The organism is Bradyrhizobium sp. BEA-2-5 (assembly GCF_032918025.1).
In the GTDB taxonomy this organism is placed as follows: Bacteria; Pseudomonadota; Alphaproteobacteria; order Rhizobiales; family Xanthobacteraceae; genus Bradyrhizobium; species Bradyrhizobium pachyrhizi.
On sequence record NZ_CP136629.1, the window covers coordinates 6,575,701 to 6,592,069 of the forward strand.

The window sequence follows — 16,369 nt, forward strand, 5'->3', positions numbered from 1 at the left end:
GTTTCCGGCGCAATCTGGCCCCGACCATTGCTATCGACCTCTTGGTTTCGATCAGGCCCTCTCATTCCTGGCAGTGGTGTCCCCTCAGCGGGCGAGCCGTGTGCTCTGATAACATTTGCTCATCGCCAAGCTCCTCAAGATCAGGCATCTCGTGCCAGTGTCGCAAGGTCGGTTTCAAGTTTTGGTTGATGCTTGAAGATGGCATCGATCAACGCTTGCGCCGGCTGCTCGGCGGCCTCCACCAGCGCCGCCTTCTCCGCTCGCGCAGAGGGGGCAAACACCCGCTTGACGACGGTCGGGGAGCCCTTGAGACCGCACCTGGAGATGTCCTCGACACCGGCCTCCTGCGCGCTCCATTTCACGATCGGCGCGCGCGCCGCACGCAAGGCGTCGGCCATCGCACCGCGGCGGATCTGGTTGGTCGCCTCCAGCATGGTGACGAGGCACGGCAGCCTGGTGCGCAGGAGCTGCACGCCGCCCTCGGAGCGCCGTTCCGCTTCAATCGTACGCGCGGTAAGATCCAGGGCTTTGACCTTGGCGACATAGGTCAACTGCAGCACGCTGAGCCGTTTAGCGATGCCGGGGCCAACCTGCGCGGTGTCCCCGTCGATCGTCTGCTTGCCGGTAAAGATGAGGTCTGGCATACCATATTCCTTGGCGATCTTTCGGATGGCAGTTGCCAGTGCGTAAGTTGTTGCCAGCGTGTCGGAGCCCGCGAAGCAGCGGTCGGTGAGAAGAACGGCACGATCGGCGCCGAAGGTCAGCGCCTTGCGCAGGGAATCCTCGGCCGACGGCGGACCCATGGTCAGCACCGTGACCTCGCCGCCGAACTGATCGCGCAGCTCGAGTGCCGCTTCCAGCGCGAAGAGGTCGTACGGGTTGATGATGGTCGGCACGCCCTGACGCATGATGGTATTGGTCACGGGATGCACGCGGATCTGTGCGGAGTCGGGGACCTGCTTGATGCAGACGACGATGTGCATTGCTCCTCCAGAAGCTGCTAGCCTGGCGAAGAGAACAGCAAGTGTCATACCAACGCGCGACGGCTCATACTCGACATCAAAGGCAATGACCTAAACGAAACACCGGTACTGCCGCCTCGCGCTCGCCGACGAAATAAACTCGACATTCGTCGTTGCTGCGACAGCTTCTCGCAACGACATGGTGTGCAGCCAATATGATCGAGGAACGCTTAACCGAACGAAAGGCGCCTCTATCCCGAGTCAATCCGGACGCAGAATCAACCCGCCGCAGCTGGTTCAGCGCCTAGGGCGGCCTGGATCCGCACCCAATTTTCAGCGAATGGCGCCTTGCACGGCGAGGAGCAAGTCGATCACTCGTGGAGCATGGTGCACTTCTCCTGTACGCCTGATTAGCACGGCATCGTCGATCATGACCAAATTCGGCACCGGGCGTATCCGATCTTGCACCCGATTGGCATCGTCAGGATCGCTGCGATTAGGATAGGCCTCGCGTCCAATAGCCTGGTCAAAACCGCTTGATCTCGATGCCGTATTTTCTCAGCGCGTAGCCGATCTGGCGCGGCGTTAATCCAAGCAGGCGCGCCGCCTTGGCCTGTACCCACCCGGATCGTTCCATGGCCGCAATGACCCGCTCACGATCAGTTATCTTCGCGCCACCTACCAAGGCTGTGCCAGCAGGTGCCGGCGGAGCGAGATCGCCCCCGACAGGCGAGGCTGGTGCAGCAGCTTCTGCTAGCGGCGCTGCGACGCTCGCGGCCATAGATGCTCTCGGTCCCGGCTCGTGCGCTATCTCGTCCGATCTGCTCTTCCATAGCACCGCAGACAGACACTGGCCATGGCAGCATGCAAAGTCATTTCTGCCGATCGATGGACCGGGCGCTAGAGTCGCAGTACGCGCGACGCAATTATCGAGCTCGCGGATATTGCCGGGAAAGCCGCACTTCATCAGTACTTCAATAGCACTCACATCGAAGGTCAGTTCACGGCCGTTCTCGCGATTGAATTTTTTGAGAAACTCGGCGGCGAGAAGCGGAATATCACTGCGCCGCTCACGCAGTGGCGGCAGCAGCAAAGGAACCACGCTGACCCGATAATAGAGGTCGGCGCGGAACTCATTTCTTGCCACGGCCTCTTCAAGGTTCTTGTTGGTCGCGGCAATCACGCGAACATCGACCTTGATTGTCTGGTTACTACCGACACGTTCGAATTCCCGCTCTTGTAGCACCCGCAGCAACTTCGCTTGGAACGACGCTGAGATCTCGCCGATTTCGTCCAAGAACAACGTCCCTTTGTCGGCGAGCTCGAAGCGTCCCTTGCGGGAATTGAACGCGCTGGTAAAGGCACCCTTCTCATGCCCGAACAGTTCGGATTCCAAGACTGTCTCAGGAAGGGCCGCACAATTAAGTTTAACGAAGGGTCGTTTGGCACGCGGCGAGAGCTCGTGAATAGCCTTGGCGACGAGTTCCTTGCCAGTACCGGATTCGCCCCGTACCAAGACCGTGCTATTCGATTTGGCTATCACCGCGATCTTCTCCAGCAACGCACGCAATGGCGGGCTGTCGCCAATGATCCCGTCGATATGGACCTTTTTGCGTTCTCGCGGAGGTTGTTTGAGCTCTGGCTTCTGCAACCGATCCTTCTCGGTCACCAACCGTTCGCGGTCGCCCGCAGACATGCGATGTAGCTTCACCGCCTGGCCCACCAGATTGGCGATCATGGCGAGGAAGCGCACGTCGTAATCGAGCCGTCCGCTCAAGCTTTCATCGAAGATGCGGTCGATAGTCAGAGTACCCGCGACTTTCGCATCAATCCGAATAGGAACGCCGATGAACGACACTGATATGTTGTCGCCGGCTCCGAGCGCATTTACATCCGCAGCACTGAAAGCCGCCTCCGTTGTTACGTTCTCCGCAATCAGCGGTTTATCGGTCGCTACGATATGGTCAATGGCCTTCTTCGGCAGGCTCATTCGGTAGCGCTCATCGCTATCTTCGCTCCAGCCCGCGCCCACAGTCATGTCCGGCATTCCATTATCGTCGAAGAGCAAGACAATGCCGTTTCGCATTTTCACAAACGATTGAAGAAGATTGACGACATTGGTCAACGTAACTTCGAGCCGGCCTGGCGCCGCCAGTACCTTCGATATTTCGGCAATTCCGGTTAGCGCGCTCTCGCGTGACGACTCAATAGAGACTTCACGGCCGCCCTCGGACTGTGAGATGAGCTTTTCGCGTGCGGAAGGGATATGCAGCATGACACCTTGTTCGGGTTTGCGAGCTTCGCGTTGCATGTCATTGTCGATCTAGCGTCAAGTTTTGACGAGATGACATAGAAAGATGGCATCTTTTCCTGCACGGCAATCAATTGCATACGCGGATCTGGCGGCAAGCAGGAGTTTCATTGACGTGGCTCAAATCAACTGCGAATTGCCAAGTCTCGCCGACTAGAGGTGTTGCCCACCATTGATCGGCATTTCGGTACCCGTGACATAGCTTGCAGCATCCGAGCAGAGAAAGAAGATGACCTTGGCCACTTCCTCAGGTGTGCCGACGCGGCGCAGGGGGATATTTGGCACAAGACGCGCTTCCGTGTCCGGCGACAGCATGTCTGTCCTGATCTCTCCGGGCGCGATTGCATTCACACGAATGCCATGCGGTGCATAATCATGTGCCATTTCGCGGGTGAGGCTCGCGAGCGCGGCCTTCGAAGTCGCATAGGCGCTGCCGGCAAACGGATGGACCCGCGAGCCCGCGATCGAGGTGACGTTGACAATCGATCCTGACGCGGCCTTCAGTTCGTCCAACAAACCTTGCGCCAGCAGGATCGGCGCCACGAGATTGAGGTGGAATACCCTCATCCACGTTTCGATTGATGTGGTCAACGAGGTCAGCCGGGCGCCGTCTGACGTTTTCGGTGAAGTTCCAGCGTTATTGATCAATGCGTTCAACGGCGCACCCGCGAGCCGCCTTTTCACCTCGGCGATCGCGCGGGGCAGTATTCGATGGTCACTGAGGTCAACCTGCAGATGGTCGTCGGCCCCTGACTCCCAAGGACAGCGCCCGCCATCGAACGGTTGACGAGCGCATGAAATGATGCGCCATCCCGCTTCCGAAAACAGCTTGGCGGTAGCGTGACCGATACCGCGGGACGCCCCGGTCAGAAACAGTGTCTTCCGTTGTTCGTGCTGGACGCACGCCCTCTCGACGTGAAACCGACGGCCTACGTCCACCGCCGACCCCGCACCGGCGACCGTGTTGCCGTTTGGTAGATCGATAAGCAAGGGGCACCTCCCATCCTCTAGTCGCGCCCACGTGCGCGCTGCAGGATTTGGGCCACAGCGATGACGCGGAATGCTCGGCAATTTCACGGCCAAATGTCTTGTTCTGTCGGATTCGAGACCCTGTTTGCTTGCTTTCCGACAGCAGCAACGCTTGATCTGGCGAGCCTGGCCTAGAGTGCACTCAACCGTGAACATGGGTTGGGACACCGCGTGTCGTGGATCCTCAAGAACTAACCAACCGAGCCGCGATGCTGGTTGCTTCCTCCGCATCGTCCACGCACGATCTCAACGAATGAGTGGGTCGGATGGCTGCAGCCTCTGATCTCGGCGTTAGCTTTAAGCTACCCTCATATCACTAAACAATGTGCGGAATAAAATTCCAGTCAAGAACTCCACCGGGAAACAGCATGCTGTCCTTCAAATGGGGCATCAGTTGACGTGAAAGGCAAACCTGACGTGACGCACTTGCTAGGTGAGGTTCGTCCGCAACGGGCCACAACTGTTATAGGCCTTCATCGTCTGCTTCAGCGGGAGGAATCGACCAAATTTAGGCTTTCACGGAGCTCGAGATCTCCGGGCAGTTCCTCAATCACGGTTATCCGGCTCGGATCGTTCAAATCGAACTCAACAATCCGCGGCACAAAAAGGCGGGCATAACGTGTAAACGCGCTCGTTGGCGGGAAGCGGATCACGGTGTCGCAGCGCGCGAGGAGATACATCTCGACGAGAGCGGAGACGCCACCATCGACCCCGAGCGCCGGACTGTGCAAGGGGCCGGCCTGCTGGGTGAGAAAGTGCTTTGGGATAGTCATGAGTTCAGGAAACGCGGCCGTGAGCCGCTCAAGCACTTGCGCGCTGTCCGTGCACAAAAGCACCTTCACGGGCTTGGGATGCGGAGATTCCTTTACCTTGTGAATGGCCATGCATACTTGCTGCAACGCGAATTCCGGATCGGCCCAGTATGGAGTATGCCCCATGATATCTTCGCCGTTGCCGTGCCGCACATGAACGCCGATTATGCTATGTCCCGCAAACTGATCTCGATAGATGGCGTCGATCCGCCTCTGGATTTCAGACCGAGGCCGGACGCTCCGAAAGATCTGCCGTTCGGCATCTTCACCGCACCCCCACATCAAGCAGGCGTCACACACGACCGTGTTGGCGTCGCAATCAGCTTGGCTTTCGAACAGCTGACGCAGCTCGTCGCGCTCTCGGAAAATTTGTTCATCTGGACGGAAGATGCTGTCGATCGATGGCTTATTCCACCACCGTGGGAAGAATGGGCCGGGGAACGAGAATTGATTGATCTGATCATCGCAGATGACCCGTACGCCAGCAATGTCTTGAATCGGTTCAAAGAACACCGAAAAGGCATTCACGAATGGCTGATCGAGATAACAGGAGCCCCGCCAGTCGATAGCGAGTGTCCGATGAGTTCGCTTCGCATAACTCCAAGCCGCCGCCAGTGACCACAGGCAATCGCCGAACCCCGTACGTCGGCGAGAAACCACGAATCGCTGATTCATCGAGCCACTAATCTGCATTAGCCCTGCCTCGTTCCCGGTTACCGCCTGGATGGCGGCGCATTTACGTTAGACTCTTCCCAATGCTATCGTCGTCGAACATAATCCAGATCAGTTCCGCTGCTAACGCTTCACAGCATGGCGCGCTGACTTGTCAGGACGACGCAGAAAGCGCCGCATTCGTCGCCTTACGTTTGAGCGGTGCCTGGATGCGTGCGTGCGGCGTGTGAAGGATACAGGTTGACGCGGCGCTGCTCCCACAGACGCCGCAGTTCGTTCACGAGAGCTTCACGCCTCGCCTGATCGAGCGTCACTGCGTCAAGGAGGTCTCCGATAACGCCCTCGCCTTTGATCCGCGTCAGCAGATCGAACACGTCATGTGAGAGCCGCACACTGTTACGACTGGAGTGGCCAGTACGGATTTCGCACACGGTCTCCTGGCGATCTGGCGAGGTATGCGCACGAACTTGATAGAGAGACGCATAAGGCGGCAACGAGATCGAGAACGCTGTCCAGTCCTCAAGCTTTGTCGCCCGTTTTTTGACTAGGAACGGCCCAACCACAAGTCCATCCAGGTCTGTTGTCAGAAAGGTTGCGATCGCGTCTCCAACCGAATCCACGATCGGCTCGGCATTATTGTTAAATGAAGTATTGAGCAGGACCGGAATGCCGGTCTTCCGCTTGAACGCATTGATGACATCCCAGTAGGCCGCATTTGTCCTCTGCGACACCGTTTGCAGCCGCGCTGTGCCGTCGACGTGAGTGACGGCACCCAGCAAGCCGCGCTTATCGTTGCGGACGCGAACGACAAAGTTCATAAAGGGGAAATGGCGCGTGCCATCAGGAAGTTCAAAGAATTCGTCCGCATCCTCCTCGAGCACTGACGGCGCAAACGGTCGATAGCCCTCACGCTTCTTGACCATCGCATTGATTCGGTCCTTGTTGGCGGCCGGCCGCGGATCGGCAAGAATGCTACGGTTACCAAGAGCACGTGGCCCGAACTCTGAACGACCCTGAACCCAGCCAATCACGGCGCCGTTGGCCATCCATTCTGCCGCACTGCCTGCGACGTCATCACTGCGTTCGATGTCGAGGTGACTGGCCCATGCATTCAGTTCCTGCTCCACGGCGCTATCGCTTCCGAGGTGGGGACCCCAATAAACCGCCTCAAGGCGCTCACGGGGAGCGGGCCGCCCCAGCTCGTCGGACACCATAAGGGCGGCGCCTAATGCACAACCGGCGTCGTGCGCCGCAGGTTGCACGAAGATATCTTCGAAAAGCCCCGAATACAGTAGCTTACCGTTCACAGTGCAATTGTGTGCTACGCCCCCAGCCAGGCACAACCGCTTCATCCCAGTGAGCTCGCGATAGTGCCTTACGATATGAAAAACAATCCGCTCCAGAGCCTCCTGCAATGAAGCACTCACATCTCGATGCTGCTGCGTGAATGGCATTCCCTTTCTCCGAACCTCGATGTTGCGGAGCAACGCCGGTCCGATTCGGTCCAGATGGACGCGGTAGCCACCATCGTCTAAGAGTTCGTAGAATTGTTCGAAGAGCTTGCGATAAATTGCAGGATTACCGTAAGGGGCCAACCCCATCACCTTATATTCGTCGAATAGACCGTAACCGAGATATCGAATTGCCTCGAGATAAAACAGTCCCAGAGAGTTATTCTCCGGGAAGGTTGTGAGTCGCGCAATTTGACCGCCAGACCCCACCGCCACGAGGCCAGATAGAAAGTCGCCGCCTCCGTCAATCGAGAGGATCAGGCTTTGCTCAAAGCCAGACATGGCGAACGCGCTAACGGAATGGGTCAGATGGTGATCCACGAATGAGATGCGTGACGGATCAACCTCGGTGCCGAACTCCTGCATTAGCAGCTTTTGCAGCAAGAGTTTGGCATCCAACGGGATCGAGAGCTCCGGCTGCGAAATGAACAAACGTTCAAGCATCGCGTTGCAATAGGACTCGGTTGCATAGAATGCGATGCGATCGATGTCGCAGAGCTGCACTCCGGCCGATACCAGGCAGTGTTGTATTGCACTGCGTGGAAACTTGTTCGAATGCTTGATCCGATTGAGTCGCTCTTCCTCGACCGCTGCTATCACACGTCCGTCGCGGACCAGTACGGCGGCTCCATCGTGGAGAAATGTGTGAGGCAATTCCAGTGGATTTTCGTGGACCTTGTCTAGACCGCCGCTCATTCCAAGACACAGCATTTTTCTCTCCATTCACTTGACAGCGAGGCCGCGGTGGCCTGTCACACAACATTTCTATTTATGCGTAAGGTGCTAAACGCGCGCCCAGCCGAGGCTCGTCGAATTGGGGTTGGCCGCAAGCCGAGTTCGCAACAGCACCATATTCGTCTCCTTCGTCCCGTCGCGCAGGCGTCAACGCATTAGGCGCCGACGCAACATCGCCGTGGACAGGAAGAACGGCAGGACCGCGTAAACGCAAAGTGCACTGATATGCAGGCCGGCGCTGCCCGCTGGCCGTCCGAGCATCGTAGGGCGGATCAGGTCAACCGAATGTGCTAGAGGCAGAAAGCTCGCTATGTGCTGCACTGTGCTTGGCAATTGATCCGAAGGAAACACGGCGCCGCACAAGAACACCATGGGTGTCATGACAAGCGTTTGGTAGAACACGAAATAATCGTAGCTAGGCGCAAGAGATATCACGACCATGGCCAAGCTTGCGAAAACGACGCCCGTCAGCGCGATCGCCGGCATCGAATAGAGAATGGACGGCCACTCCGCATAGCCTAGGATGGCTGCAACGGTCCAAATTGCCGTTCCTGCCAAAACGGCCTTGCTAGCTGCCCAAACCAACTCACCTAACACGATGTCGCCAAGTGTTAGCTGCGTGGACAGGATAGCGTCCCAAGTGCGCTGACTATCCATGCGGGCGAAAACCGCATACAGAGTTTCGAACGTCGCTGCGGTCATCGCGCTAGTTGCGACCATGCCAGCTGCGAGAAACGCGATATACGAAGTTCCGTCAACGCGACCCACAATTATTCCGAGACCAAAACCAAGGCCCAACAGGTTGGTCATCGGATCGGCGAGGTTCCCGAGAACGGATGCGAGCGCGACCTTCCGCCATGCCAGAAAGTTGCGATGCCACACCGCGATCCAATTGTACGCGTTGGCGGGCATGACCGGTGAATAGCCTTCCCTCATCGCTTCAATTCTCCAACTCCCGTCCGGTCACTCTAAGGAACACGTCTTCGAGATTCGGAGGCCGCTGCAGAAGCCGTAGACCCGCGTACCCACGCAGTTGCGCGCGCACCCGCTCCGGATCTCGCGCGTAGCAAAAGAGGGTCTCGCCGCTCACTTCCATGTGTCGCACATACGGTCTCACCTGCGTACACAGATCATGAGGGTTTCCGCCATAGATCTCGACCACGTCGCATCCGATATGCGCGTCAATCAATTCTTGAGGCTTGCCTTCAGCGATCTTGCGGCCCTGCTCCAGCACGCACAACCGGTCGCATAATCGCTCGGCTTCTTCCATGAAATGGGTGGTCAAGAGGATCGTCTTGCCGCGCGCCAGCAACACACGCAAGCGCTCCCATATCAGGTGCCGAGCGTGGGGGTCTAAACCGGTTGTTGGCTCGTCCATTATCAATAGATGTGGGTCGTTGATCAGTGCACGGGCCAGCGTCAACCGCCGCTTCATGCCGCCGGACAGCTCCGCAACGCGCGCCTCCGCCTTATGCTCGAGGCGGGCGAACTCAAGCAGTGACGGCGTGAGCGCTTCGATCTCACGTACGCTCTTATTAAAGTAGCGCCCGAATACGAGCAGGTTCTCGCGTACGGTAAAATTGAGTTCAAGGTTGTCGAACTGTGGGACGACACCGATCCCCACTCGCGCCAGGCGGGCGCGTGCGGGTACGGGCTGGCCGAGCACGGTGATCTCGCCCAGGTCCGGCGATACCATCCCGAGCAGCATACGCGCGATCGTGCTCTTGCCCGCGCCGTTCGGTCCCAGTAGACCGAAGCACTCCCCCCGCGCGACCGAGAACGACAGCTCGTTGACAACGATCTTGTCGCCAAAGGCCTTCGTTACGCCAGCAAGGTTGATCGCTAGGGTAGACATGTTCATTTTTAGGCTGAAAGAAGTCGCCCAGCCGGCGACGACTCCCCTACCGCTGTCTTGGTCCAGAGCCGCCCGTCGCACCAGATATGCTCAACACGTCCCCATTGACAGGCCGCGGCCACATCCGGGAAAAAGCCACGTCCGAGGTGGTTGGCACTTGTATTGCAGAGCAGCGGAATGCCCGTGAGCCGCTCATACTCAATGAGAAGCTCGGCGACTTTGTGCTGAGAGGTCCTGCAAATCGTCTGCAATCGCGCCGATCCATCGAGATGTACAACAGCGGGGATTTTGTCCCGCCATTCTGGTCGTGTCTGGTGATCGAAAAGCATGTAAGGGTCCGGTGTTCCGGGACTAAATATATCCGGCGCACGATCCTCTAGGCATATCGGAGCCACTGGCCGGAAGTGTTCGCGAAGTTTGATGTCGTTGAGATAATCCTTCATTCCGGGGGACGTCGCCGCTGCGAGAATGCTTCTGCCCCCCAAGGCGCGCGGTCCGAGCTCGGCGCGCCCCGCGAGGAAGATCACGGGCTTGTTGTCGGCAAGAAGCGCCGCGAGCTCGCGCATACTGCACGACACGACCTCCCATTCAGCCGGACTCTCATGAGCTTGCAGCGCCGGACCACTATAGACCGACCATTCCAGCGGCACGAAGCCATTCTGGGCTGCCATCGCGCAGCAAGCGGCACCGATTGCCGAGCCACTGTCATTCGGAAACGGGGGCACCCAGACGGCATCGAACAGGCCTGTCGCACGTAGTGCGCTGTTCCATTTGATATTGAGACCGCAGCCACCTGCTACGCACAGATTGCGCGCTCCCGGAAGCGACGAATGCCGCAGCAACGCCATCGCGATTTCTCGGACCAGAAGACGCTCGAGGAAACAATGAAACGACGCAAGTACATCTTCATGCCGCTTGTCTGTCAATCGCAACGCGCTTACCTCGAAGAACTCATGCATAGCGGCAAGTGACGATTCCGCGCTATTGATATCGGCGCGGTAACGACGGGCTGACTGCGTGTCGCCTGCAAAATGCCTTTCATAAAGCTCTTGAAATACCGCAATGATGTCTTCATCAATAGACCCAAGCGCAATGTACGCCATCAACTTTCCTGCGACACCCAGGTCCCAGTTGCTGCGATCTGACTTCTTATAGGGTCCGAAGTGATGACCTGCGGCCGCATAAGCATGCCCAATCATCGGAAAGAGACATTCGATGAACCGCGCGCCTCGGCGCTGTACATGGTACAGGCGCGGTGTAATTGACCCGTCCCACACAAGGCAGAACGCCGGCTGTCCGGCCTTGACAAACGGACTGGTGCAATAGGCCGAGGCCACATGGCCTGCGATGTGCGGATAGCTGCTATAAGGGAAGTCGCTTCCGTCGAGCATCAGGCCAAGACCGTCACGTGAATTGAGAACGCCATCGGCATGGCGCTCAACATATGGTGCTCCTTTGAGCGTGACCGATGCCCCGCCGCTGAGGACTTTAAACTGCGACTTCGATCTCCCCGTCCCAACCGTCGATGACAAAGCGATCAACGTCCTGCGGGGTAAGACCATGTTCCGCCAAGGTGGCGACAACTATGTCGAGGTTGTCGATAACTTGATACCGCGGGTTATTTCCACGCTTCTCCTGCTCGATACAAAAGATAAGCCGTCCGTCCTCAACAAGAGCAATCCCGCCGTCATGTGTCAGCTTGATACCGCAGATGCGCATCGTATCTCCGTGCCTAATGCTGCAAATTCAATTGATTCGACGTTTGTCCGGCATTTATGAAGCTTGCGAGCAGGCAATCTTCGTCAGCCGACTCGCCATGACATTCCAGCCTCTCGACCTCGGTCAACGATTCATTCAGCATGGCCATCACCGTCTCGGCGCCAGCCGCATGCCCCCAGCGTCGGCATATCGCATCACGCGCGGACCCGAACACCAGACGCCCTTCTGGCGCAAGCATCTGCACGAAGTTACGGACCGCCGTACGCATTCTGGCCACATCGTCGAGGTAATAAAGAACCTCGGCCACGACGATCAGATCGAAGCGCTCCGCGGTCGAGAATCGTTCAATGTCGGAGATTGTCCAGGTAATGTGCGAGCATAGCTGCATCCGTTGCCGCGCGCGATCAATTGCTCGCGAAGCTACATCGACGACGGTGAGCCGTTTGCAATAGGGCGCGAGCTGTGTCGTGAAAGCGCCGGCCGCACATCCGACCTCAAGAGCATTCCCTATAGCTCCACTTGAACGCGACAGCCTGAGCATTTGTGCGTGGCGCTCCCGCTCGAAGGGGTTACTATCAAGCCGCCACGGATCATCGACGGCTAATTCCCGGTCCAGCAATTGATAAATCTTGTCCAGGCTCACGAGTTGTTCCTTTTCGCCAGATGCGGCTTAAACTCGCCACAGCACATACTCTCAGACGTCATCAACGTCGACGAGTCGCGTGACACTTGCCTTTCTGATCGACCCTGTGACACTTGTCGCGTTTGCTTCAACGATCGGATTTAAGGAAATGACCTGCTCTTTCGCCTTGTCCGCCGGGTTCGTGGACTTGCGCGACAACCAATCGCTGTTGCTCAGTGTGCACAAGGCATACGCTTTTACGGGAAGCAGGAGAAAGAGGTTGATCGGGGTGTGCAGCGAAAAGCCGAGAAAGCGAATATCTCGGGCTCGGAACGCGGCGACACAGCAGCGCACCATGGTCATCGCTGCGATCGTCACACCGGTGAACCAAGGCACAGTCACGGTGAATGCAAGTTGCGCGAGTCCTGTCAACAATGACAGGGCGAGCAACAGCGGACCGAGATTCTGTCCGACCACATCCAGCGTGAGATAGCGCCCGAGCCCCGGCAGCAGGTGGAGCGAAAGCAACGTATCCCGGAATGTGCTCCTTGCCCAACGAAGCTGCTGCCGCAGATAGGGTCCTAGGCGATCAGGCACTACCGTTGCGGCGATTGCGTCCGGCACGTACTCGGTTCGAAAGCCGGCTTGCAGCATGAGAATCGTGAGGTGACGATCTTCGCCGAAGTCGCTTGGCTTCCCACGGAACAACTGCGTCTCATACTGATCCAGCAGCGAAAGAAGCGCGGACCGGCGGTACATTGCACATGGGCCACAGCAACACATAACAGCGCCGAAGCGGGCCTGTGCCGCGCGCTCCTCGTTACAAGCCAGCCAATACTCCATATCGATCAGCCTGGTTAACCAGCTGTCGTCCCGATTGCTGGCAGTCAGCTGGCCCATAGCGGCACCGATCGCCGGATCCCGCATTTTCATTGCAAGTTTTGTGACCACGTCGTCAGCAATCATCGTGTCGGAATCGACGTTCAGCACGAGATCTCCGCGCGAGCGACGTATCGCGGTAATCTGCGCCTTGCGCTTTCCAACGTTCTTGCGTTCCAGAATAATATGGAACCTCGGGTCGCGCGCGTAGGCGTCATAGACAGGTCGGACAGCATCACGGTTTGAAGACCCGTCATCAACAACGTATACCTGCAGCTTTCCCGAGTAGCTCTGCCTTGCGATGGCCTCGAGGCACGCGGACAACGTCTGTGGGGTCTCATTAAAGCAAGGAACGATGATATCCACGCTCGGCAACACGCCAGCGTCCGGCACATCGTCCGGTAACGCTGGGTCGTCGCCCTTCATTGCATAAATCGCTTGCGCGCTTTTGTAGACTGCCGAAAGCAGCGCATAACATGAGATCGCAACAGTGCTAGTTGTGGCAAGCAGGTTCATGGGGCCCGGAGCTATTCAGTGGGGTTGAGGAAGCGGGCGAATTGTAAATCCGCGGCCGCGCATAGCTGGAATCAGGCGGGAAAGCGCCTTCACGGTCTGCTCGCGTGGACCTCTGGGATTGTCCCGTTGCAGCTCGCCAGGAGGACATCCGTCATGGAGGAGAACAATTGCTCCCGGTCGAACGGAGGCCATAACCGTGTCGACAATTGTATCGGCACCGGGACGCGACCAGTCCCGCGGGTCGACCGACCAGTGCACGGCAGCGAGTCCGGCCATCGCAGATGTCTTCACCACTTCCTGGGTCCACGCCCCATACGGGGCGCGCATGTATCGCAGGGAGGCGCCGGGGCACGCACTTTTGATCGCCCCGCTAGCAGCTAGTATCTCGTGCTGCACTTCGGCGGGCTCGCATTCGGACAGATACGGATGACTCATCGTGTGATTGGCGACTTCGTGTCCCTCTGCGATTATTCGTCGGATTAATTCCGGCTGATCGCCCGCGTAGACGCCGATGACAAAGAACGTGGCGGGCACATTGTGCTCCGCCAGCACATCCAGCACATCCGGAGTGCAAATGGAGTGAGGACCGTCGTCGAACGTCAAATAGACACTTCGACCCCCGTTAGCGTCAACGTACTCGCTGCGCACTTCTAGTCCGCGGTCGACATTTCTCACAGCTCTGGCCCGTTCCGCTCAATCATCGTACCGCTCGGCCATTCACTCATTGGCCGGCTAATCGGCAAAACTACCAGGAGTGCTTCCTCGACGAGCGTGGGTGACATGTTGAGATATACATCCCGATGGGTCGACCGCACGCGAACTCCCGTCAACACATTGGCCATCCCGTTCCGGCCAATCCGCTCGATATGCTTACGCATCGCGGGCCGCACCGCGGCGAAACCAAACGGAGCATCGAGCTTCCGCAGCATCGGATATCCAACGCGCATCGCTCCCTGATAGGTGACCCCGTGCCCTTCCACGTCTCGGCGTACTGCGTAAAGCCCTATTTCGGCTACCAGGAGATCAGTCTCCCCGACCTTGATGAAGCGTCGTAGGATGCCCGCATGGCCAGCTACGCCGCTTGAGTCGTAAGCGATTATGCGCAGTTCAGGTCTTGCACCAGCCCAACTTCGACTGCCTTCAAACGGCGCCGCATTAAACTCACCGTTTGCCCCGTATGCTTTTCGGAAGAACTCGGCGAGTTCAGTATGATCAGCGAGCGTTAACTCATTTTCCCAACACAATCTCCACCGCACCTGAGAGTGCGCTAGGAGATCGCCTGTAGAGCTGGATACAGACATATTCATCGGTGCCTCCGACGTGCGGCCGGGCGTTCGAGAGTAAACTTGCTTTCAAGACGATTTGACTGCCTAGAGTTGATCGTTTGGGCGTCCTCGCAGAGGCATCTGACACCTACAATCGGCAACTCGCTTGGCCGCGAAAGTAGGAGCAACTCGACATTACCTCCAGTCTACGGAGGTAAGCGGCCGATATGGAAAGGGTTGGAAACGCTATACGAAGGTTTATCGGACGCCTTCTTGAGCAGGCACGTGGATGTCGCCGCACGCCTGCGTGATGCGTCTTGCGCGGCTTGAAGAGCGTGCCGGCCAGGATGTCCGTGTGTCTGCTCGGCGTATAACTGAGGCTTCTTGCCAGAGCCCGTGCGAAGACCGCCAGCCATCTTGATGTGCCTCGTCTCGATTTCTACAAACTGATGTTTGCTATCCAACATTCCCCAATTTGGTAAAATCGATTGTATCGATTTAACTCATCCACACGATGGATAGACTCACAGCATGCGGTTCAAGGGCCTTGATCTAAATCTTCTCGTCGCGCTCGATGCGCTGATGACCGAGCGCAATCTCACTGCAGCCGCGCGCAAGATCAATCTGAGCCAGCCCGCCATGAGCGCCGCCGTTGCACGGCTGCGCACCTATTTTCGTGATGAACTATTTACGATGAGAGGCCGGGAACTCGTCCCAACATCGCGGGCGGAAGGACTTGCTGCCCCGATTCGCGAGGCTCTGCTGCACATCCAGCTCTCTATTATTTCGCGCGACACGTTCGATCCAGAACAATCGACTCGCCGCTTCAGGGTGATCCTTTCGGACTTCATGACGATCATTTTCTTTCGAAAGATTATAGACCGCATCGCGCGGGAGGCCCCCGCAGTCCGGTTTGATCTGCTGCCGTTTTCAGATGAACCTGACGAACTCCTACGGCGCGGTGAAATCGATTTTCTGATCGCCCCGGAGCTGTTCATGTCGGGTGCGCACCCCAAGGCGACACTATTTGAGGAGACACTTGCCTGCGTAGGCTGCCGATCAAACAAGGAGCTATCACGCCAGCTTACAATTGAAGGGTACATGTCGATGGGACATGTTGCCGCCAAATTCGGGCGATCGCTAAGGCCCAATATCGAAGAATGGTTTTTGCTGGAGCACGGCCTCAAGCGACGAATCGAGATCGTCGTGCAGGGTTTTAGCATGATCCCTCCAGTCGTGTTGGACACCGTTCGAAATCGGGACGATGCCTTTAAGACTGGCTAAGCATTTCGAGAAACTGATGCCCTTACGGATCGTCGAACCCCCGCTCCCACTTCCCGCGTTTACCGAGGCTATCCAATGGCCGGCCTTTCATAATACTGATCCGGCCAGCATTTGGATGCGGCGACTGTTGTTGGAGGAGGCATCCAACATGGCTCTCCTCGCTAAGATTTCCTCAAGTCGCAGACGCTGCTAGTTTC

The 16,369-nt window shown here is 57.5% G+C and carries 11 protein-coding genes and 2 pseudogenes; 1 reads left to right on the plus strand and 12 read right to left on the minus strand.

Features of this window, described 5'->3' with window-relative positions; genetic code table 11:
- Positions 1-140 precede the first annotated feature (140 nt).
- The 12 genes and pseudogenes from RX327_RS30965 to RX327_RS31020 all read right to left on the minus strand — a co-directional run bounded on the left by RX327_RS30965 (position 141) and on the right by RX327_RS31020 (position 14,930).
- Positions 141-983, minus strand: a complete 843-nt coding sequence (locus RX327_RS30965; RefSeq protein WP_317248067.1) for an electron transfer flavoprotein subunit beta/FixA family protein — start codon at positions 981-983, stop codon at positions 141-143.
- A 505-nt stretch (positions 984-1,488) separates the two neighbouring features.
- A complete protein-coding gene (nifA, locus tag RX327_RS30970) occupies positions 1,489-3,273 on the minus strand; it encodes a nif-specific transcriptional activator NifA (protein ID WP_283088233.1) in 1,785 nt (594 codons plus the stop codon).
- Between the two features lie 153 nt (positions 3,274-3,426).
- Complete coding sequence (locus RX327_RS30975) at positions 3,427-4,212, minus strand: SDR family NAD(P)-dependent oxidoreductase (RefSeq protein WP_283090663.1); 786 nt, start codon at positions 4,210-4,212, stop codon at positions 3,427-3,429.
- Positions 4,213-4,787: 575 nt separating this feature from the next.
- Complete coding sequence (locus tag RX327_RS30980) at positions 4,788-5,807, minus strand: nodulation protein NodZ (protein ID WP_283088234.1); 1,020 nt, start codon at positions 5,805-5,807, stop codon at positions 4,788-4,790.
- 167 nt (positions 5,808-5,974) lie between these two features.
- Positions 5,975-8,008, minus strand: a complete 2,034-nt coding sequence (locus RX327_RS30985; protein ID WP_317248068.1) for a carbamoyltransferase — start codon at positions 8,006-8,008, stop codon at positions 5,975-5,977.
- A gap of 171 nt (positions 8,009-8,179) precedes the next feature.
- Complete coding sequence (locus RX327_RS30990) at positions 8,180-8,968, minus strand: ABC transporter permease (protein ID WP_283088236.1); 789 nt, start codon at positions 8,966-8,968, stop codon at positions 8,180-8,182.
- Positions 8,969-8,972: 4 nt separating this feature from the next.
- Positions 8,973-9,893 (minus strand): nodulation factor ABC transporter ATP-binding protein NodI, encoded by a 921-nt coding sequence (gene nodI, locus RX327_RS30995; RefSeq protein WP_317248069.1) that lies wholly within the window; start codon positions 9,891-9,893, stop codon positions 8,973-8,975.
- Positions 9,894-9,895: 2 nt separating this feature from the next.
- A pseudogene (gene nodU, locus RX327_RS31000) lies at positions 9,896-11,606 on the minus strand (nodulation protein NodU).
- A 13-nt stretch (positions 11,607-11,619) separates the two neighbouring features.
- Positions 11,620-12,249: a nodulation methyltransferase NodS gene (nodS, locus tag RX327_RS31005; protein WP_283088239.1), complete on the minus strand. Its 630-nt coding sequence runs from the start codon at positions 12,247-12,249 to the stop codon at positions 11,620-11,622.
- Positions 12,250-12,300: 51 nt separating this feature from the next.
- The gene (nodC, locus tag RX327_RS31010; protein WP_317248070.1) at positions 12,301-13,623 is read right to left on the minus strand and encodes a chitooligosaccharide synthase NodC; all 1,323 of its coding nucleotides are present in this window, start codon (positions 13,621-13,623) and stop codon (positions 12,301-12,303) included.
- Positions 13,624-13,638: 15 nt separating this feature from the next.
- Positions 13,639-14,298, minus strand: a complete 660-nt coding sequence (gene nodB, locus RX327_RS31015) for a chitooligosaccharide deacetylase NodB (protein WP_283088240.1) — start codon at positions 14,296-14,298, stop codon at positions 13,639-13,641.
- Positions 14,295-14,930, minus strand: a complete 636-nt coding sequence (locus RX327_RS31020) for a NodA family N-acyltransferase (RefSeq protein ID WP_317248071.1) — start codon at positions 14,928-14,930, stop codon at positions 14,295-14,297. The genes nodB and RX327_RS31020 overlap by 4 nt, the downstream gene beginning before the upstream one ends.
- Before the next feature lie 489 nt (positions 14,931-15,419).
- On the opposite strand from RX327_RS31020, the pseudogene nodD1 reads away from it, so the two are divergent.
- A pseudogene (gene nodD1, locus RX327_RS31025) lies at positions 15,420-16,365 on the plus strand (transcriptional regulator NodD1).
- Positions 16,366-16,369: the final 4 nt, after the last annotated feature.